The sequence below is a fragment of the Phormidesmis priestleyi ULC007 genome, assembly GCF_001895925.1.
Lineage (GTDB): Bacteria > Cyanobacteriota > Cyanobacteriia > Leptolyngbyales > Leptolyngbyaceae > Phormidesmis_A > Phormidesmis_A priestleyi_A.
Window position 1 is genome coordinate 88,709 of sequence record NZ_MPPI01000012.1, and the last position, 21,321, is coordinate 110,029.

Below are 21,321 nucleotides of genomic sequence, written 5' to 3' on the forward strand. Positions count from 1 at the left end.
GCTCTTTAGAGCACTTGTGCTGTGAGCCAGGAAATTAATTTCCTGGTGGACTCGACCGCAGCGAGTCGCTTAACTGATACAAGATTTTGAACATACTCGGCAAATGGGGTCACGATCGGGCGCTAACCTGCAACAATTTTGACGAGCGCTCAGTCAAAGTGGATGAGCTTCCCTTTAGAATTGCCGCTCCCATGAAATCAGCCCGTTCTGCTCGATGTTCTCACACTGCGCTGGCAGTTTTTCTTACCGCAACGACTGTCTTTTTTTCTCTAACCCCGTCTGGCAGTGCTAAAGCGCCAGTGAAACAGCCTGTTAAGGTGGCACAAGCACCTGGAACGCTCTGCCCTGCTCAGTTGGCGGCACCTATTAATCGCTCGCTCGATCGCGTCTCTGGTGGTCGTTGGAGCGTGTTAGTGCAAACGCAAGGGGCAGCCCGTCAAACTCTATTCGCTCGAAACCCAAATACTCTGCTGATTCCAGCGTCTAATAATAAAATTTTTACCACTGCCGCCGCTTTAAAGAAATTGGGTGCCCAATATCGCATTCGCACAACGGTTTACGGCAGTGGCAGCAGCCCTAATCTGGCGACGTTGAGAATTGTGGGTCATGGCGATCCAAGTTTGACGACGACGCAGTTAGGGGCGATCGCACAGCAGCTCAGTCAACGGGGCATCCGGCAGGTGACTCAACTGATCGGCGACGATACCTACTTTCGAGGAGCGTTGACCAATCCTTTTTGGGATGCAGAAGATGCTGGACAAGCTTACGCCGCACCGATTAATGGTTTGATTCTCAATCAAAATATCATTGGACTGACGGCAGTTCCTCGCCAAGTCGGACAATCGCTACAGGTGAAGTGGGATGATCCCACCGATGCCAATGATTGGCGGCTCAATAACCAGGGAGTCACCGTTTCAGCGAGTGGCGGCGAATTTTTGGATGCCGATCGCGTTGGCTCTACGATTCGCGTTACGGGGCAACTCCGGGCTGGCTCTGCATCAGAACTAATCGGCGTTGCCATTCCTAACCCTGGTAACTATTTGGTCAAAAAATTTCGTGATATGTTGACCAGTAACAAGATTGGAGTCACCAACTCGACGTTAGTAAAATTCACGCCCGCTCGTGCTGATGAAGTCGAGTTAGCTGCCGTAGAGTCTCCGCCGCTGTCGAGTTTGCTGTTTGAAACCAATCAAGAAAGCAACAACACCTACGCAGAAGTTTTGCTCAAAACATTGGGACAGAAGCAAAATCCGGCTAGTCAAAACACGACTGAGAGCGGCACGATCGCCGTCAAATCCATCCTGTCAGATTTGGGAGTCAAAGCCGATCGTTACTCTATGGTTGATGGATCGGGACTCGCCGATCGCAATCGCGCTAGTGCACAGGCGTTTGTAGAAACGCTGCAAGCCATGACCCAAATTCCTGAAGCCAGTGTGTTTCGGCGATCACTGGCAGTTTCGGGCGTAAGTGGCACCCTAAAAAATCGCTTTCGCAATACGCCTGCTCAAGGGATTGTGGCTGCAAAAACAGGAACGATTACAGGTGTGGTGGCGCTTTCGGGTTATGTGACCCCGCCTAACTATCCGCCTCTCGTGTTTAGCGTGATTGCCAATTCTGGTGCCTCAGCCGGAACAGTACGATCGTCCGTCGATGACTTAGTAATCCTACTGACTCGACTGCGAAGTTGTGGAGGATAATAAGCTATCGGGTTTGGTTACTGCCCATGACTCAACAGCTTCTCAACGATGGAGAAATCGTCACTGAGCTTGACATCAGCCATCTGGTCATCGAGGACGATACCCCTGTGGACAATCTGCAATCTGAGAAGCAGCAACGGCTGCTAGTGGAACCCCTCTACAGTTCCAAGGCGCTGCCGTCACCGTTTCTCGCGGCTGCCAACGTGGGACTGTTTTACAAACTTAAGGGAGATCCGGTTGTCCCTGATGTCATGCTCAGTCTAGGAGTACAGTGCGCTGACGACTTCTCGAAGAAACAGAATCGATCGTATTTTGTGTGGGAGTTTGGCAAGCTGCCAGAGGTCTGCGTTGAGATCGTCTCTAACCAAGAAGGCGACGAACTGACATTAAGTCGGAAGTCACAGCAGAAGGGAAAGACGATCGTCAAGAAAGATTTGTACGCGCAAATTCGCATTCCCTACTACGTGGTGTTTGACCCTCTAAAGCAGATTCAGGGTGAACCTGAGATGAATGGGGCGCTGCTGCGGGTCTGGGCAAATTCGGTAGGGCGCTACCTAGAATTAACCCCGCCGCAAGGAGTCAGTGAGGTGGGGCAGTCGATCTGGTTAGAAGAAGTCGGTTTGGGACTCACGCTCTGGTCAGGAGAGTTCGAGGAAGAAGTGGCGCGGACATGGTTGCGCTGGTGCGTTTACCCCGAAGGGGGAACTGCTTCGCAACGTGATGGGCAAATCATTCCCACCGGGGCGGAGCGGGCAGAAATTGAGCGACAACGGGCAGAAATTGAGCGACAGCGGGCAGAAGCCGAGCGACAACGGGCAGAACGGTTAGCCGATCGTCTACGAACACTAGGTGTAGACCCGGACGAAATCTGATCAGAACTCATTCGAGTGCGTGAGCCGCAAAGGTGCGATCGTCCGTTGATGACTTGGTAATCCTACTGGCTCGGCTGCGGAGTTGTGAAGGATAATAAGCTATCGAGTTTGGTTACTGCCCATGACTCAACAGCTTCTCAACGATGAAGAAATCGTCACTGAGCTTGATATCAGCCATCTGGTCATCGAGGACAATACTCCTGTGGACAATTTTCAATCTGAGGAGCAGCAACGGCTGCTGGTCGAACCGCTCTACAGTTCTAAAGCTCTGCCATCGCCATTTCTTGCCGCCGCAAATGTAGGGTTATTCTACAAACTCAAGGGTGATCCGATCGTGCCCGACGTGCTGCTAAGTCTGGGCGTGCAGCGAGCGAATGACTTCTCCCAACGGCAAAACCGCTCTTATTTTGTGTGGGAATTTGGCAAAGTGCCAGAAGTCTGTATCGAAATCGTCTCCAACCAGGAAGGCGATGAATTGACGTTGAGCAAAAAATCGCGGCAGAAAGGCAAGACCACGATTAAAAAAGAGATCTACGCTCAGATTGGTGTGCGTTACTACGTCGTGTTTGACCCCTTGAAGCAGATTCAAGGACAAGATGAGATGAATGAGGCACTGCTGCGGGTGTGGTCAATTTCACCGGATGGCTATCCTGAACTGACCCCCCCTGAAGGCATTCACGAGATTGGGCAAGTGATTTGGTTAAACACAGCAGGAATCGGCTTGACGCTGTGGGAAGGGCAGTTTGAAGAAGAGGTGACGCGACTGTGGTTGCGCTGGTGCGATCGCGATGGGCAAATTATTCCTACCGGAGCGGAGCAAGCAGAAGTCGAGCGACAACGGGCAGAACGGTTAGCCGATCGTCTACGAACACTAGGTGTAGACCCAGACGAAATTTGATGAAAACTTAGCCTCAAGGTTTTAAACTTTATTAAACAGCGCTCGATAAACGGCTTCTCCCCGCTCTATCGTTGAGGATTCTCGCTCCGTCGGGACGGGCAGCGGATTGTCGGACAACCAATCGTGCCCCTGACGTTGAAACGCGGCATGGGCAGAAAATCGATCGACCATCTCGATCGCGACTTCTTCGACATCAGATTGCACAAACACCTGACCGCGATCGCTTAAATGAAGCGCTAATTCTTCGACCACCTGCGGCTGCACGACTCGCCGCTTTTGATGTTTGCGCTTAAACCACGGGTCAGGAAACTGAATCGTCACCTGTTGCAGAGTTCCCGGTTCGAGATTGGTAAATAGGGCAGGCAGCGAATTGTTGACGTTGCAGAACAAATAATGCAAGTTTTGCAAACCTAGCTCGTCTCGGAAGGAGAGGGCTTGCTCAACTAGCGGTTCTCGAATTTCTAGCCCTAAAAAATTCCACTCTGGCTGAAGCTGGGCCATTTTGAGCAAAAAGCGCCCCCGTCCGCACCCAATATCGAGATGCAGGGGCTGAGTCAAATCAGCATAAATCTTCTCCCAGTCAGGCGACTGCGCTGGAGTCTGATATTTTCGACTCAAAGGGTTGACGTGCTCACGCACCCGAACAATAGCCAAAAGTGACTCTCCAGAATAATTTAACGCTCATTTTTGCCTTTAACAATGCCAAATACTGACGTGTAGCCATGCAAAAACGTGCTGTTGCCGACCGGACCGATCTCACCACCGCAGAAAAAGCCACTCACTGGAACGCGATCGAGATATTGGGCAAAAAGCTGGGTGTCAAAATTCGGTTCCCCATATAGCCCTTCGCCTCGCCCCATGCAGGAAAACATTAAAGCACCGATCGCCGAGGATTGCGCGTTAGTTTCTATCTGATAGCGTTGCAGCAAGACTTCTAAATCTTCGGCAGAGGTTTGGGCATCTCGCAAATGGAACTGAATGCGCTGCCCCGGACGAATGCGATCGCCGATCGCGATCGCGCCCACCCGCGGGTCAACGCCCAACAGATTGCGAATCAAAAAGTCGCCCTGCTCTAACCCTTGCTTAAACTCGTTTTGCGCCACCCCCACAAAAAGAGAATGCTGGGCTAGATCTCGGTCTTCTTCACTCAGGGTGTCAATCACTTCTCGCAAAATCTCTAGCGGAGTGCGCTGTGTGGCAACCTTGCGGCTAGATGCCGCGCCCTCTTCTAAACTGTCGCGTTCTTGCAAGCCTAGGACGATGTTACGTTCACCTTCAGTCACCCAATAAGGCTGCCCGATCGGACGGCACCCTTGAGCGACGATCGTCTCCATCACGATGTTGCCACTCAGCGCCACCCCAACCGATCCATCGCGATAGAAGCGATCGTTGCAAAACAGCCCGATCGTGCCCCCTGTGTGATCAGAACTCGCTAAACCGCCCACTTTAGACGCGCCTGCATAAGCGTAGTCTAGCCCTTGAAGCAAATCATTCACTTTGGCAGAAAAGGGATCTGCCAGGACGACGAAATGGGGCTGGTCGGTGATCGGTACACCTACCAACTCGATCCAAGCATCAGGCGAACTGTCTAAGTCAGGCAACTGATCACCTGTCAGATGAAAGGTTTTAATCTTTACGCCCGGAAGCGATGCTAGCGTCAAACTCAAGGCGGGTTCTCCTTCGACTTCACGCACCTTACCGCGGCGGGTCACGCCCACTACGCCACCCCCACTACAGCCGATCATCGGCACGTTGGGCAATTTGTCTCTCAGCAGAGGCAGCAGGCGAGAATATTCACTGGCAAACGCCGAGGAGATGAAGACAAACCCCAAATCAGCAGGAGCCTGTAGAGATTCCTGCGCTTGCTCAACCACTTCTGTCACAGCCGCTTCTAGAGAAGGTCGCGTCGAGAGGGCACAAACCCACTTCATTGAGTCAGTGGTCGGTTTTGTCATAAAATTTCCCCTTGTTACCATGAGCCATTAATTGCCAAGGTAGACATTATTGTGACGATCGTACTCTCAGTTTACTAAACCCCTGCATAGACTGGAGCGATCAATTCAAGACCCGTGATCAGACTATTTTGATCGATCAGCCTGCAATTTGGGCAATAATTTTCGCGATCGCGCTTCCCGTAATCATTTGCTGGGTTTCCCGAACGCGACGCTGGTTTCAAAGCAGGTTAAACTATCGATACAAGCGTAATAGTGAGTACTTTCAGGTCTAAATAAAGTGTTGCGTCGGTTGCAGATGCCTAAATCTTAAAAGATTACCCTCGATTGAGAAACGCATTTGCGATCGCTTGTATCACTATATCTGTGACAGTAAGTGAGCGGCACCTCAAACCCTGAATTGTGCCTACTCTCTCAAACTCCTTGAGCGACCCATTTCAGTATCTCCGTTCAACGAAAGGACGAAAGCATAACCATGAGTGACATCGAAAAGCAGATTGAACAAGAACGCGACAACGCCCGCGAAGTTTGCGGAATTGACGGCAAAGATCCTAAGTGCGCTGCCGCATGGGATGCCGTTGAAGAGCTTCAGGCAGAACGCGCTCACCAACTTCAGACCAAGCCCAAAAACTCTTTAGAGCAGTTTTGTGATGACAATCCCGATGCCCTAGAGTGCCGCGTCTACGACACCTAAGGCGACTTTAAGAATCTGGGTTTGTGACTAATCCAAACTCTGAAACGATCGAACAGGCAATTAGATTCCCCGCGTGGTAATCTGGTTGCTTGTTTTTTATGATCTCAGTTCAGACGTGTTGCGCTACGCTTTTAACGTCAGTTCGAGGAGTTTTTTCGCTTCGTTAAGAGCGACTTTTGCCCCCTAAATCCCCCAATTTGGGGGGCAAAAGCCAGAATTTCGGTTCAAAGTCCCCCAGAATGGGGGATTTAGGGGGCTTTCCAAATTCACAATCGAAGCGAACCACTTCTGTCGAACTGACGTGCTTTGAATAAACCGCGCACTAACTTTTATCATGCAAGATGCTCCCTGGTTTGCTCCGCTCGTCTGGACAGATTATCGATTAGCGATCCTCTTTACGGTGATCGCGCCCCTGGCAATTTTGATCTGGGCATTTGTGCAAAAGGCAGAAGCGATGCAGCGACTGCTGACCATTTACTGGCGCGTCGCTAGCCTACTGGCAATTACCGTCTATCTATTGATTGGAGCCTTGCCGATCGCCTTCTTTACAGGTTGGCTCGCTCGCATTCTAGTGCCCATTTCCCTATGGTATTGGGCTGATCTGAATGAAGAAATTCGTGAACAGCGCTCAAGTCCGCTGAAATTGACGATGACTTCTTGGCGTTGGGCAGTTTCAGTCTATTGTGTGCTAGGCGCTTTGGCACAATTGCCGACCTTGGGCTGTGCGCTGCAAACGAGCGTTCAGATGCAAAGCGATGCGGTTTGCCGCGCTTGGTTAGAGCCAGCCTGGTTATATCGAGAATATTTTCATGGCTCAACCCAACCCTGGTTTTTAGGCTTTTTAGGAATCGGCGGACTGATTGCTTACACGCTCTATTTCGGCTATTTTGTGTTCTTTAAAGTCGGCAAGCGCAAGCGATCGGCGATGGGAAACTACTAATTTGACATGACCCATGAGTGATTACCCACCTCCTCTAGGGCGACGGCTAGAGCAATATACGCTCAAGCGTCCTGACGAAGTTTTGCTGGTGTCAATAGAAGTAGACGGACAACCTGATGAGATTGCGGTTTTCAAGGGGTTTTCTAGCTCGTTGATGAACCCGACTGCGTTTGACCCCGATGTGCCTGTAGTGCCCGATCGGGCAGAGATCTTGTCGATCGATCGCTTACAAAGCCCTTATAATCCCAACGATCCCCGCTACCTTCAAAAAGGAATGGCTTGGGGAGAATTTCAGTCTTTGTTGTCGTCGCTGGGGCTGTAGAGTCACTTTTATGAGAGAAGTGGTATTCTCCACAGATAAGAACGTGAGGAGTAAAATTCAGCTATGGTTTCATCGCCCACAAGGACTCAATCACCCAGTCTGTTAGATTCTGGTGTCTCAAGTTGGGGGGCGATCGCGCTTCCTGATACCGCGCTGTTTGGCACCGATGGAATTCGGGGTCACGCAGGCGATTTATTGACGGCTCCTTTAGCGATGCAAATTGGCTATTGGGCAGGGCAAGTCTTGAAAGCAACGGCGGCTGAGATCGCGCCTGTGATTTTGGGTCAAGATTCTCGCAACTCTAGCAATATGTTAGCGATGGCGCTATCGGCGGGGTTAACGGCGGCAGGGGTAGACGTGTGGGATCTGGGCTTGTGTCCGACTCCGGTTGTGGCTTTTTTGACGAGTCACTGCGGCGCGATCGGAGGTGTGATGATTTCTGCCAGTCACAATCCACCCGAAGATAATGGCATCAAGTTTTTTAACCCCGACGGGACGAAACTCGCAACCAAGCTACAGCAGCAAATCGAAGCGGCGTTGCGGGGTCGGGCAGCGGTTGTTTCAGCCTCTTCAAAATGGGGGCAGCACTACTCGCGATCGGAGCTAATCTGTCACTATCTCAAAGCATTACAGGCTCCTTTGACGACTCAAACCGATCAGCCTTTGGCAGGAATGCGAGTAGTGTTGGATTTGGCGTGGGGATCTGCGACTCGGCTGTCTGAGGCTGTCTTCAAGGCGATGGGGGCAGAAACTATTTGTTTGCACGATCGACCCGATGGCGATCTCATCAATGTTAACTGCGGCTCAACTCATCTGGGGTTACTCAAAGCTGCTGTCAAAGAACACACCGCCGATTTAGGATTTGCTTTTGATGGCGATGCCGATCGCGTCCTTGCCGTTGACAGTCAGGGCAGAACCGTCGATGGTGATTATCTGCTTTATTTTTGGGGGCAGCATCTTCTCAAGTCTGGGCAACTGCCGGGGAATACGATCGTGTCTACGGTGATGTCAAATCTCGGCTTCGAGCGTGCCTGGAAAAAACAGGGAGGACAACTGATTCGGGCGGCGGTTGGCGATCAATATGTTCAGGCAGAAATGATTCGGCACGGTGCCAAACTGGGCGGCGAACAGTCAGGACACATTCTCTGTCCGCACTATGGCGTGAGCGGCGACGGCTTGTTGACGGCTTTGCATTTGGCTACACTGGTGAAACAATCAGGCGCTACGCTTTCAGACTTAATGGATCAGAGTTTTCAAACTTATCCGCAAGTTTTAAAGAATGTCCGCGTTGAGAATCGCGATCGACGGCTCAACTGGCAATCGTGTGATGCAGTGCAAACGGCGATCGTGCAGGCAGAAGCAGCAATGGGCGATCGTGGGCGCATTCTCGTGCGGGCCTCTGGCACAGAACCCGTGATTCGGGTGATGGTCGAAGCCGAAACCGACGAGCTAGTTAACCATTGGACAGAGCATTTAGTCGCGATCGTGCAAAAGCATCTGGCATAAAATCGCTGAAAAGTAGCTATTTTTTTCACTTGCTGATTTTGTGGACTTTCGCGATCGCTCAACCTCCTCTAAAATAAGGAGTCTGCTGCAACGATTAAAGGAAGCAATGGCTGAAACCTTATTCTTCAACGCCCTTCGAGAAGCCATTGACGAAGAAATGGCGCGTGACTCCACGGTGATGGTAATGGGCGAGGATGTGGGGCACTATGGCGGCTCCTACAAAGTCACCAAAGATCTCTATAAAAAGTATGGGGATCTGCGGTTGCTAGACACTCCGATCGCCGAAAATAGCTTTACGGGTATGGCAGTCGGAGCCGCGATGACTGGTTTGCGCCCCATTATTGAGGGCATGAATATGGGCTTTCTGCTACTCGCGTTTAACCAGATTGCCAACAACGCAGGTATGTTGCGCTATACCTCTGGTGGCAACTTCAAAATTCCGATGGTGATTCGCGGCCCCGGTGGAGTCGGTCGGCAACTGGGTGCAGAACACTCGCAGCGTCTAGAGGCTTACTTTCAAGCCGTCCCTGGACTGAAGATTGTCGCCTGTTCCACTCCCTACAACGCGAAGGGACTGCTCAAAGCCGCCATTCGTGACGACAATCCGGTGCTGTTTTTTGAACACGTTCTGCTCTATAACCTCAAAGAAAATTTGCCAGAAGGCGAATATATATTGCCGCTCGACAAAGCAGAAGTGGTTCGCAAAGGCGAAGACGTGACGATTTTGACCTACTCTCGAATGCGTCACCACGTCATGCAAGCGGTCAAGACGCTAGAAAAAGAAGGCTACGATCCAGAAGTGATCGATCTGCTATCCCTCAAGCCCTTGGACTTTGAGACGATCGGGGCCTCAATCCGCAAAACCCATCGCGTCATGGTCGTCGAAGAATGTATGAGAACAGGCGGAATCGGTGCCGAAATCGTCGCCTCGATCAACGATCGGCTGTTTGATGAATTAGACGCGCCAGTGATGCGTTTATCGTCTCAAGATATTCCGACCCCTTATAACGGGGCGCTAGAAAATCTGACGATCGTCCAACCTCAGCAGATCATCGAAGCGGTCAGAAAAATGGCAGCCCTCAAAGTTTAGCCATAACACAAATCGGCGTAGGGGCATGGCACTGCCGTGCCCATTAGCATCTTAAGGTTTTTGACCTGCCTTATCGATGCGAAATAACCAAATCATCAAAGCAATCACCCCAATCTGAATCGCCAAGTTTGGGAGAGCCGCCTCGACCTCACGACCTGCTAAAATCTGCGCCAAGAAAACAACCGCCCCGATCGCCCCTGATGCGCCAAAGGCTCCATAGACAAATTTCCTCAACCCTCGATAGGGCGCTCTTGCTTCGGCTCTCAGGTGAGCATATTTTTCGGGATCGGTTTGTTTGAGGCTAAGACGCTTTGGTTTTGAGTCGGTCATTGATTTAGGTGCATTGAGTCTAAAATTATCGTGACATGAGTTTGCAGCGATCGGGTTAGACAGAAAAATTTAGCAGTCCACGACAAAAATCAGCCCACGACAATCATAAACCCTGTTATACTTGCTAATCGTACATCTGCCGATGTGGCTCAGTGGTAGAGCACTCGATTCGTAATCGAGCGGTCGCGAGTTCAAATCTCGCCATCGGCTTTTAGTAAATCGCTGGTTTCCAAGATTGGATGGGGTCATGACTCCGCAGGCATTGTTTGAAACCAAATCTTGTCCCAAACTGTTGGATGATCCTCGTACCTGACAAACTTTTGTCAGGTTAAGTCATTAGACTTACAAAAAATCTGCTTTTCAGTCCTCACCTGCAATCTGAAGCCCAGTTACTCGATCGGAGCGCAGCAATTTACAAACGGATGTCCCGATGCAACACAAGAAGCATGCGTTAGTCATTGGCGGTAGTTTGGCAGGACTGTTAGTGGGTCGATCCCTGGCAAACCATTTCGAGCGCGTCACCATTGTGGAACGTGACATTTATCCCGATCAGCCTGCACCTCGCAAAGGTGTGCCTCACTCTCGCTTTCCGCATAGCCTCATGCTGCGGGGACAACAAATTTTAGAACAGTTCTTCCCAGGACTCCGAGCAGAACTCGTTGCAGAGGGTGCGATCGAGGTAGACAGTATGAAAGACATGGCATTTTTGACCTCCGCAGGATGGACGACTCGGTGTTCCTCAGATTTGCGGCTGTTTACCTGTAGCCGAGACTTATTGGATTGGCGGATTCGTCATCGATTAGCGACATTTCCCAACGTGCAATTTCTGCAAGGAGCCAGCGTTACCGGATTGCTAACGGATGCAGAACACACGAAAATTGTTGGGGTATCGCTGCACCGACGTGCGAGTTCTACTCCCCAATCAACCGAGGAACTCTACGCCGACCTGATTGTGGATGCGAGTGGAAAAGCGTCCCACGCGCCGCAGTGGTTGAGCGCATTGGGATATGATCCACCCCCCGAAACAGAAGTCAATGCGTTTGTGGGCTATGTTGCCCGCATCTACCAACCTCCAGCAGACCTATCGGTAGATTGGAAACTGTTGTTTGTGCCAACCGCTCCACCCCAGCGACAACGCGGTGGGGCAATTTTGCCGATCGAGGGCGATTTCTCCGAAGGGGAAACTGCTTCGCAATGCTCCGATCCCCGTAACACTCGTTGGATTGTGAGTTTAGTTGGGGGCAATCGCGATTATCCTCCCACCGACGAGGCTGGCTTTTTAGCTTTTGCTCGCAGTCTACCTACCCCAATCTTGGCAGAGGTGATTGAACAAGCTACCCCGCTCACGCCGATTTATGCTTATTACGGCAACGAAAATCGCTTGCGCCATTATGACCAACTCTCGGATTCACCCGCCCATTTTATTGCGGTTGGTCATGCGGCTTGCTTGCTGAATCCCACCTATGGACAAGCTATGACGGTTGCTGCACTTGAAGCCATGACTTTAGATCAATTTTTCCAGCACCATGCGATCGACGATCTCAACCACCATACCCGCCACCTTCGACAACAATTGGCGAAAGCACATCGAGAAGCTTGGTTAGTTGCAACGGGTGTAGATTACCGTTACCGCAACACGCCGGGCAAACCGATTAGCGCGGCTACTCGATTTGTGAGTTGGTATTGGGACCAACTGATGGAATTAATGGTCGATCAAGCCAGGGTCTATCGTACTTTTATGGAAGTGCTGCACCTGCTTAAGCCCTCGATCGCGTTGTTTCAACCCTACATTTTGAGTCAGGTAGTGTGGCATCGATTCAACAAGCGTTTGAGAAGGTTAAGGATTGGATTAGACTAACTCAATCCGCGAGTCCAGTCATCTTCAGTTTTCATCCTTGGGCATCATAATGGGATACTCACACCTCATAAAAACATTAGCGCACCTATACTCCGTTTAAAATCTATCTTAAAGCATAATCCTTAATCTAGCTTTCCCCTTACAACAGAGTGAGGTTAAATAGATTAGGTGTGAGTGATGTCAGACAAACTGGATCAGGAGCGTGTTGAGGAAGATGTCTTTATCTTTCCAGCCTCGTTTGCTCAACAGCGCTTGTGGTTTATCGAACAACTGCTTCCTGGAGACTCTCTATACGTTATTCCACTTGTATTTCAGCTCACAGGTTCGCTACAGCGATCGAAATTTCATCAGAGTCTTCAAGCGATCGTTCATCGCCACGAAAGCCTCCGAACCACGTTTGATGTGGTAGATGGGCAATTAGTTCAGGTGGTTGCTCATGAGTTCCCAGTGCCGCTAAGGTTGACTGATTTACGGGCATTACCCACTAGCACTCGCGAAGACGCTGCACTGAGTCAGATCTGGCAGAAAATCCAGCAGCCTTTTCACCTAGTCAAAGAACCCTTGTTGCGAGTACAGCTATGGCGATTGCATGACACCGAACATCTGCTGCTGCTCGCATTGCATCACATTATTTTTGATGAGTGGTCAAGCGGTGTTTTGATCCGAGAGTTGGGCGAACTGTATGCGGCGTTAGTTGAAGATAAACCTGCTGCATTGCCGGAATTGCCCATTCAATATGCCGATTTTGCCCACTGGCAGCGAGAGTGGTTGCAGGGAGAGATGCTGAACACTCAGTTACGCTACTGGAGGCAGCAGTTAAAGAATGTCCCTCTTCTAGATTTGCCCGGTGCTGCTGCTCGTTCGTTGAGGCAAAGCCATCGGGGTGCCAGTCAATTACTGGAACTGCCGCAGTGGTTACTGAATGCCCTAGAAGAATTAAGTCAGCAGGCGGGCGTGACGCTGTTTATGACGCTTCTGGCGGCGTTTCAAACGTTACTGCATCGCTACACGGGACAGGAGGATATTGCGATCGGTTCTCCCATTGCCAATCGTCATCGCAGCGAACTAGAAGGGTTAATTGGATTCTTGGTGAACAGCCTGGTGTTGCGAACTAGTCTGGCGGGTGATCCCACCTTTCGCGAGTTGTTAGAGCGGGTGCGGGAGGTCACACTAGCCGCGTATGCTCATCAAGATTTGCCGTTTGAAAAGCTGGTGGAGGAGTTGCAGCCTGTGCGGAGCCTCGGTCAAAATCCGCTATTTCAGGTGGTTTTTGCGTTGCAAAATACGCCGATGGAGCAACTGGTGTTACCGGGATTAGTGCTGAGTCCGGTGCAGTTTGAAACTAAGACTGCGCGCTTTGACCTGGAGCTATATGTCTGGAAATGCACAGATAACTTCAGGAACTTGTGGGGTAAGGGTTGGCAGCAATCTGATGGGTTACGCGGTGTGATAGTCTACAACACCGATTTGTTTGATTCAGCAACAATCGCATCTCTGCGACATCATTTTCAGACGCTGTTAGAGGGTATTGTTGCGAATCCAGATACTCATCTCTCTGCACTACCCTTATTAACCAGTGAAGAACAACGAGAGTTGTTACAGCATTGGCATAGAAGCCCATCCAGCTATCCTATAAATACTTGTATTCATCAACAATTTGAATCGCAGGTCAGTCAAAGACCTACGGCGATCGCGGTCAAATTTGGTAGTCAACAATTCACCTATCAGGCGTTAAATCAGGGCAGCAATCAACTGGCGCGGTATTTGCAGAGGCTAGGGATTAGGGCTGAAATGCCTGTTGGAATTTGTCTAGAGCGCGGAGTTGAGGCGATCGCGGCAATGCTGGCGGTGCTAAAAGCGGGTGGCGCTTACGTTCCTCTTGATCCTAGTTATCCAATGGAGCGACTACACTTTGTGTTGAAGGATGCCGAAATCGCGGTGGTATTGACCCAGAAAGACTGGGCAGATTCACTTCAAACCAACAAAACGACGGTCATTTGTCTGGAACAGGAATGGGACAAGATCGCCCAGGAGTCGGATGAGAATCTGTCTACGCCTTGTACAGCAGAGCAGCTTGCCTATGTGATTTATACCTCTGGTTCAACCGGAACACCCAAAGGAGTCTCGGTGCCGCATCGGGCTGTGAATCGCTTAGTATGCGAGACTAACTATGTTCACATAGAACCGGGCGATCGTGTTGCACAGGTGGCAAACCTCGCCTTTGATGCAGCAACCTTTGAAGTGTGGGGCGCATTACTAAATGGTGCTCAACTCATTGGAGTTGAGCGGGAAATAACGCTTTCGCCCCTTGGTTTTGTTACTGAATTGCAGCAGCAGCAAATTAGTATCTTGTTCTTGACAACGGCATTATTCAACCAAACAGTTAGTCAAATTCCCGATGCCTTTCGATCGCTCAAATATCTGCTGTTTGGCGGTGAGAGGGTGAGTGTCGATCGGGTACGCTCTGTGCTGCAACAGGGCAAACCCCAGCATCTAATTCATGTATATGGGCCCACCGAAAATACGACATTTTCCACCTGGCATGAAGTACAGGACGTTCCAGAGAACGCTACGACGATTCCCATTGGTCAGGCGATCGCCAATACTCAGGTTTACTTGTTGGATGCAAATATGAATCCGGTTCCACCGGGCGTTAATGGTGAAATTTATTTGGGCGGCGCTGGACTAGCACGGGGGTATTTGAATTGTCCAAAATTGACAGCGGAAAAGTTTATTAGTGCTGAGTTCGCAGTACTTTATAAAACAGGCGATCGCGCCCTTTACCGTTCCGATGGTAATCTTGAGTTTTTGGGACGAACAGATTTTCAAATCAAGATTCGAGGGTTTCGGGTAGAATTAGGCGAGATTGAAGCGATTTTTGCTCAACATCCGATGGTACAAACGGCAGTAGTCGTTGTGCGTGAGATGGAAAGCGACTCTCCTGCGGAGACGCTACGCGAGCGTCAGTTGGTTGCCTATATTGTCCCTAAATCAGCGATACCAACTGAGCGTGAACTGCGATCGTTTCTCAAAACAAAATTACCTACCTACATGCTGCCTGCTGCATTCGTGGTGTTGGACACGCTTCCCCTCACTGTCAATGGCAAGGTAGATCAGAAGGCACTGCCACCTCCTAACCTCACCGTTGCGAGGGAGATAAGTCCGACCATTGCACCCACAACCTCTCTGGAAGCGTCTCTGGAAGAACTTTGGACTCAGCTATTAGGACGGAAACAGGTGAGCATTCACGACAATTTCTTTGAACTGGGCGGACATTCCCTGCTGGCAACTCAGCTTGTCTCGCGCATTCGCGATCGGTTTCAGATAGAATTGCCACTCCGAAGCGTATTTGAAACTCCTACGATCGCAGAACTAGCACAAAAGATTGAAGCGTTGAGATGGGCAACTCAGACAGATAGCATTACAGTTAATAACGGCAAAGCATCAGGATTGCAACGACGTGAGGAAGTAGAACTATGACGAACAGTACAATCGTTGAATTCGTTTCCTATCTAAAAAGCCTGGATGTGCAAGTATTTGTTGAAGGCGATCGAGATGCGTCCCTAAATGAGATTCGTTTGCGCTGTACTGCTCCAGAAGGAACACTGACCACCGAATTGCGCCAAGAATTAGCCGATCGCAAAGCTGAACTAGTTTCATACCTGCATGATCTGCGATCGCATTCGACTCAGCCAAATTCGATGATTCAACCCACTGTTCCGGGCAGGGTATTTCCCCTGTCTTTTGCTCAACAGCGATTGTGGTTTTTGTATCAACTCACACCCGATAACCCTTTCTATAATGTCCCTGCTGCTATTCGCTTAACAGGAACACTGGATCAAAATGCATTGCAGCGATCATTCCATGAAATTGTGCGTCGTCATGCTGCCCTTCGCGCTACATTTACGATTCTTGATGGGTCACCTGTTCAGGTCATTGAACCCGATGTCAAAGTTGAATTATCGGTTGTGAATCTGCAAACGGTTGCACTGAGCGATCGCGATCGCTTCAGCCAACAGTTAGCCACCGCTGAAGCACAACGCCCGTTTAATCTGACAACCGATCGGCTGTTGCGAGTGACATTGCTGCAATTTGATTCAACTGAGTCGGTTTTGTTGCTGACGATGCATCATATCGTTGCCGACGGTTGGTCATTAGGAGTCCTGATCCGGGAACTGGCTTGTTGCTATACAGCATTTGTTGAAAACCAAACGCCCATATTGCCACCATTACAGATTCAATACACTGATTTTTCCTGCTGGCAGCGTAACTGGTTACAGGGAGAAGTTTTAGAGGAACAACTAGCTTACTGGCGAGAGCAATTACGAGATTTGTCCGTGCTATGTCTGCCCAGCGATCGTCCCCGTCCTGCCGTTCAAACTTATCAGGGTGCAACCTACCTGCTACAAATTCCGCCTACTCTCACGCAGGCGCTAGAAGTCTTGAGCCAGCAAACAGGAGCATCGTTATTTATGACCCTAATTGCTGCCTTTCAAACGTTGCTTTATCGCTATACGGGACAGGAGGATATTGCGATCGGTTCTCCCATCGCTAATCGTCATCGAAGTGAGTTGGAAGGGCTGATCGGCTTTTTTGTGAACAGTTTGGTAATGCGATCGAATCTCTCTGATCATCCTACCTTTCGCGAATTGCTGGAGCGTGTTCGAGATGTTGCCTTGGAAGCATATAGGCATCAGGACTTACCGTTTGAGAAGTTGGTAGAAGAATTAGACCCAGAGCGGGATCTCAATCGTAATCCCCTGTTTCAAGTTGCCTTTGCCCTACAAAATGCCCCCATGCAGCCATTAAAACTGCCGGGATTGATGCTAGAACCTGCACCCTTAGAATCAGGCAGCACTCGGTTTGATCTGGAGGTTCACCTGTGGGAACCAGCGCACGGACTGCGGAGTTTATGGACATCTCAGGAAGGGTTGAGTGGCTTTATTTCCTATAGTACAGATTTGTTCGATCGCGACAGAATCAAGCGCCTAGTCGGACATTTCCAGACCTTACTAGAAGGCATTGTTACTAATCCCGATACTCGACTGTCAAACCTGCCTCTGCTCACAGCCGCAGAACAGCAGCAGATTTTTGCCGAATGGAACCCGATCGACACAGAATGCACGAACAATCATTGTTTCCACCAAATCTTTGAAGCACAGGTGCATGATACTCCAGAGGCGATCGCAATTGTGTCAGAACAGGGATCGCTCACCTATAGAGAACTCAACCAGCAAGCCGATCGTCTGGCGCAAACATTGAGACAGATGGGAGTCCGAGCCGATGATCTGGTGGGGCTGTGTGTCGATCGTGCCGACATAGTGATCGGGATTCTGGGAATTCTCAAAGCCGGGGGAGCCTATGTGCCACTCGACCCCAATTATCCGAGCGATCGACTGCACTTCATGTTGACCGACACGCAGGTTTCAATTCTGCTAACGCAATCTTGGTTAGTTGAATCCTTGCCAGTATCGCAAGCGAAGATACTTTGTCTAGATCAACCATTACCGCTGAACCTGGAACCTTGTGAGGTAGTTCCCTTAACTCCTGAGCATCTTGCCTATGTCATCTATACCTCTGGCTCCACAGGTACACCTAAAGGAGTTCTTCTGTCGCATCGCGGTTTGTGTAACATTGTTGAGGCACAGCAGCACGTCTTTCACTCGTCCCGCAACAGTCGTATTCTTCAATTCAGTTCTCTGAGTTTTGATGCCTCCATTTTCGAGATTGCGCTGGCATTTGGCTCCGGTGGTACGTTGTATATTTCCCCCAAAGCCGCCCAGCTACCAGGAATGTCACTGGTGCAATTTCTAAAAGATAACGCGATTACCCATGCTCTGCTAACTCCGGCAGTGTTGGCTGTGCTGCCATTTGCGGAACTACCTGCCCTTCAAGTGCTGATTACAGGCGGAGAAGCTTGCTCTAGTCAAGTGGTCGATCGCTGGGCAGCAAATCGGCACTTCTTCAATGCCTATGGGCCCACAGAAACTACCATCTGGGCAACCGTTGCCGAACTCTATCCCGGTAACAATCCACTGAAGATCGGTCGTCCTATCCTGAATACTCAGGTGTATATTCTAGATGCTAACTTGAATCTTGTTCCCGTAGGCATCCCAGGCGAGTTATATATCGGCGGACAAGGACTAGCTCGGGGCTATCTCAATCGTCCAGAGTTGACGGCCGAGAGATTTATTGATCTAGGATTGCCGAACTCTAAAACTCAAACTCTAAAAACAACTCGCCTTTACAAGACTGGCGATCGCGCCTGCTACTGCACCGATGGCACAATTGAGTTTCTGGGTCGAGTCGATCACCAAATTAAAATCCGGGGTTTCCGGGTAGAATTGGGCGAAATCGAAGCGACATTAGAACGTCATTCAGCAATCCGAGATGCGGTTGTGATCACTTCAGGAGAGACATCTAGCGAGATGCGTCTGATCGCTTACTTCAGCCTCGATCGCCAGCATTTTCAGCAAACTGTTCTACAATCGCTGCAAACCCAACAACTTCAACACTGGCAAACTCTTTACAACCAAACCTATCAGTCCCCGCTTCCGACTCCCCAATTCAATATCATCGGTTGGAACAGTAGCTATACTGGAGAACCCATTCCCCTGGAGCAAATGCAAGCGTGGGTGAGCGATCGCGTCCAGCAAATTCTTGCCCTTAAACCTAAACGCGTGCTGGAAATTGGCTGTGGCACTGGGTTGTTACTCTTTCAAATTGCGACCCACTGTCAGAAGTATTTGGGGACAGACTTCTCAACAGCTTCTTTAGAATCGATTCAGAGTCAATTAGATCCTCTCAATCTACCTCAAGTTGAACTACTGCGCCGAATGGCAACCGATTTTGAAGGCATTGATAGTACATCGTTTGATGTTGTGGTTTTGAACTCGATCGTGCAGTATTTTCCGAGTGTAGATTACTTAATGCAGGTGCTGGAGAGAGCAATTCAGGCAGTGGCTCCGGGTGGTGTTCTGTTTCTGGGCGATGTGCGAAGCCTGCCTTTATTGATGGCTTTTCATACTTGGGTGCAGTTTTGTCAGGCAGATGCAGACATGGAACGCCCTCAACTTCAGCAACAAGTAAATCGATCGCAATTTGAGGAACCTGAACTAGCGATCGATCCCATATTCTTTTATGCATTGCGAACTAAATTTCCTCAGATTCGACAGGTGCAAATCCGTCTCTCGCGGGGTTGCAGTCAGAATGAGATGACGCAGTTTCGCTATAACGTTTTGCTGCATGTAGAAGATAAATTTGCGGATGCTAGTCAATCTTTGTTGCGCTCATTTGATTCAATTCAACAATATAACTGGAGACTTAATCCCATCACGATCGAGGCGGTGCAAAAGGCTCTAATCGAGACTGAGCCAGAGATATTAAGGATTACTAACGTAGTGAACAGTCGGGTAAATGCTGCTGTCAAAACCGTAAACTGGCTACGAAACAAAGAAGCTCCAAAAACAGTTGGGCGGATGCGAGACATATTGCAGGATTCTGCTGAAATGGCGCTCAATCCTCAAGATTGGTGGGATTTAGAAGCGGTGCTGCCTTACGACGTAGAGATTACCTGGTCAACTCATTCTCACACAGGTGACTATGATGTGTTGTTGATTCGGCACGGCGTTGATGCAACAGTTAGTTCCTATATTCCTCAGCAAATTGACCAATCTTGGCATCATTACACAAACAATCCGCTCCAGTCTCAATTTGCTCGTCAACTCATTCCTGAACTCCGTCAAGCTCTAAAACAGATCCTACCTGATTACATGGTGCCGTCTACCTTTGTGCCGCTGGAAACGCTTCCTCTCAGTGCCAATGGCAAAGTAGATCGCCGCGCCCTCCCAATCAGTGAAGATTCAATCCACTCATCAGGCACAACAATTAGCGCCCGCAATTCCGCAGCAACCACGCCATTAACGCAAACAGAATCAACCCTGATTGATATTTGGAGAGAACTCTTGCGACTCAAACAAGTGAATATTCACGATAACTTTTTTGAGTTGGGTGGACATTCCCTGTTAGCAACGCAAATAACCTCTCGTGTCCGCGATGTCTTTGGGCTGGAGTTGCCTTTGAAGAGCGTGTTTGAGGCTCCCACGATCGCCCAACTTGCCCCCATTCTTGAAACCTTGCGTGATACTACTTCAATCATGCAGGTTCCCCCACTTGTTCGGCTGGATCGTTCTGCTTACCGTCACAAGCGCTCGACGTTGCCCAACGGCAATTCTCAAATCCTTCCAGACCTGCACGAAGCATCTCCACTACCCAACAATGATGTAGTCCCTGATCAATCTGTCACAGAGTCTAGATCGCCTCTAGTTCCCTTAACCCTGGGTAACAATAAGCAACCCTTCTTCTGTGTGCATCCCATGTTTGGCGTGGTGTTTCCCTACCTTGAACTGGCGCATTATCTGGGCAGCGATCGCAGCTTCTATGGGCTTCAGCCCTTGGGACTAGACGGACAACATCCGCCCTTAACCCAGATTGAAGCGATCGCAGCCTACTACATTCGGGCAATTCAAACCCTCCAACCCCAAGGCCCTTATTTTCTGGGAGGATGGTCATTTGGTGGGCTAGTTGCCTTTGAGATGGCGCAACAACTGACCCAAGCAGGGCAACAGATTGGGCTTCTGGCAATTCTCGATACTCCTGCACCCTCCAACAAACCGTCTTTCTATCAAAGCCTCAAGTTTCTGTTGGGAACTGCTCTCTGGTCTACTCTGCCCTTTCTGCTGGACTATGGTGCGATCGTCACAAACTTATTTCAGCCCTTGCAACCTTGGAAAGCCTGGGTTTCTCGTTGGCAATGGTCTGCGATCGCCCACCTCATTCCTGAAGAGTCCCGATTGCGGCTTTTAGATGAATCTGCGATCGCTCCCATGCTGCGAATTGTCTATGCTAACGCTCAAGCAGCGTCCCGATATGTGCCGCAGCCATACCCCAACCGCATCACTTTGTTTAGAGCGGCTGAACAATCGGATGCCATTGAACCAGATCCAACTTTAGGTTGGAGTACACTGGCGAGTGATATTCAATTACATCAGGTGCCAGGCAATCATCTATCTTTGCTGAAACAGCCCCATGTTCAAACCCTAGCTCAGCAACTCAGACCCTATCTCTTGTAGAGAAGTCTCGTTCTAACCTTAGAGGGTTACA

At 49.8% G+C, this 21,321-nt stretch carries 14 protein-coding genes and 1 tRNA gene; 12 read left to right on the plus strand and 3 right to left on the minus strand.

The genetic code is table 11. From position 1 onward, the window contains the following. Window positions 1–86 precede the first annotated feature (86 nt). The 3 genes from dacB to BRW63_RS12865 all read left to right on the plus strand — a co-directional run bounded on the left by dacB (window position 87) and on the right by BRW63_RS12865 (window position 3,467). Entirely contained in the window at window positions 87–1,697 is a 1,611-nt protein-coding gene (dacB, locus tag BRW63_RS12855) for a D-alanyl-D-alanine carboxypeptidase/D-alanyl-D-alanine endopeptidase (protein ID WP_106253986.1), read from the plus strand. A gap of 26 nt (window positions 1,698–1,723) precedes the next feature. After that, window positions 1,724–2,569: a Uma2 family endonuclease gene (locus BRW63_RS12860; protein ID WP_073071709.1), complete on the plus strand. Its 846-nt coding sequence runs from the start codon at window positions 1,724–1,726 to the stop codon at window positions 2,567–2,569. Between the two features lie 121 nt (window positions 2,570–2,690). Then, window positions 2,691–3,467 carry a Uma2 family endonuclease gene (locus tag BRW63_RS12865; protein ID WP_073071711.1) on the plus strand — a complete coding sequence of 259 codons (777 nt, stop codon included), beginning with the start codon at window positions 2,691–2,693 and terminating at the stop codon, window positions 3,465–3,467. A gap of 21 nt (window positions 3,468–3,488) precedes the next feature. Here BRW63_RS12865 and trmB read toward each other — a convergent pair whose 3' ends face one another. Beyond that, window positions 3,489–4,121 (minus strand): tRNA (guanosine(46)-N7)-methyltransferase TrmB, encoded by a 633-nt coding sequence (gene trmB / locus BRW63_RS12870; RefSeq protein ID WP_073071713.1) that lies wholly within the window; start codon window positions 4,119–4,121, stop codon window positions 3,489–3,491. 20 nt (window positions 4,122–4,141) lie between these two features. Next, window positions 4,142–5,422: an FIST signal transduction protein gene (locus tag BRW63_RS12875; RefSeq protein WP_073071714.1), complete on the minus strand. Its 1,281-nt coding sequence runs from the start codon at window positions 5,420–5,422 to the stop codon at window positions 4,142–4,144. 472 nt (window positions 5,423–5,894) lie between these two features. On the opposite strand from BRW63_RS12875, the gene BRW63_RS12880 reads away from it, so the two are divergent. The 5 genes from BRW63_RS12880 (at window position 5,895) to BRW63_RS12900 (ending at window position 9,971) form a co-directional block, all read left to right on the plus strand. Further along, on the plus strand, window positions 5,895–6,113 hold the full coding sequence (locus BRW63_RS12880) for a Calvin cycle protein CP12 (protein WP_073071716.1): 219 nt from the start codon (window positions 5,895–5,897) through the stop codon (window positions 6,111–6,113). Between the two features lie 334 nt (window positions 6,114–6,447). Next, window positions 6,448–7,053, plus strand: coding sequence for a DUF3177 family protein (locus tag BRW63_RS12885; protein ID WP_073071718.1), 606 nt, complete (start codon window positions 6,448–6,450; stop codon window positions 7,051–7,053). A gap of 13 nt (window positions 7,054–7,066) precedes the next feature. Then, window positions 7,067–7,375 (plus strand): DUF7734 family protein, encoded by a 309-nt coding sequence (locus BRW63_RS12890; RefSeq protein ID WP_073071720.1) that lies wholly within the window; start codon window positions 7,067–7,069, stop codon window positions 7,373–7,375. Window positions 7,376–7,438: 63 nt separating this feature from the next. Continuing rightward, window positions 7,439–8,881, plus strand: a complete 1,443-nt coding sequence (gene glmM / locus BRW63_RS12895; protein WP_073071722.1) for a phosphoglucosamine mutase — start codon at window positions 7,439–7,441, stop codon at window positions 8,879–8,881. 106 nt (window positions 8,882–8,987) lie between these two features. Continuing rightward, on the plus strand, window positions 8,988–9,971 hold the full coding sequence (locus BRW63_RS12900; RefSeq protein WP_073071724.1) for an alpha-ketoacid dehydrogenase subunit beta: 984 nt from the start codon (window positions 8,988–8,990) through the stop codon (window positions 9,969–9,971). Window positions 9,972–10,022: 51 nt separating this feature from the next. Here the strand turns inward: BRW63_RS12900 and BRW63_RS12905 are convergent, their stop codons facing one another. Beyond that, window positions 10,023–10,301, minus strand: coding sequence for a DUF3493 domain-containing protein (locus BRW63_RS12905; protein ID WP_073071725.1), 279 nt, complete (start codon window positions 10,299–10,301; stop codon window positions 10,023–10,025). A gap of 138 nt (window positions 10,302–10,439) precedes the next feature. On the opposite strand from BRW63_RS12905, the gene BRW63_RS12910 reads away from it, so the two are divergent. The 4 genes from BRW63_RS12910 to BRW63_RS12925 all read left to right on the plus strand — a co-directional run bounded on the left by BRW63_RS12910 (window position 10,440) and on the right by BRW63_RS12925 (window position 21,290). Further along, window positions 10,440–10,511 (plus strand) — tRNA-Thr (locus tag BRW63_RS12910). Window positions 10,512–10,731: 220 nt separating this feature from the next. Continuing rightward, window positions 10,732–12,159, plus strand: a complete 1,428-nt coding sequence (locus tag BRW63_RS12915; RefSeq protein WP_073071727.1) for an FAD-dependent oxidoreductase — start codon at window positions 10,732–10,734, stop codon at window positions 12,157–12,159. 177 nt (window positions 12,160–12,336) lie between these two features. Continuing rightward, window positions 12,337–15,639, plus strand: a complete 3,303-nt coding sequence (locus BRW63_RS12920; RefSeq protein ID WP_073071729.1) for a non-ribosomal peptide synthetase — start codon at window positions 12,337–12,339, stop codon at window positions 15,637–15,639. Then, window positions 15,636–21,290 carry a non-ribosomal peptide synthetase gene (locus tag BRW63_RS12925; protein WP_073071731.1) on the plus strand — a complete coding sequence of 1,885 codons (5,655 nt, stop codon included), beginning with the start codon at window positions 15,636–15,638 and terminating at the stop codon, window positions 21,288–21,290. The genes BRW63_RS12920 and BRW63_RS12925 overlap by 4 nt, the downstream gene beginning before the upstream one ends. The last annotated feature ends 31 nt before the right edge of the window (window positions 21,291–21,321 follow it).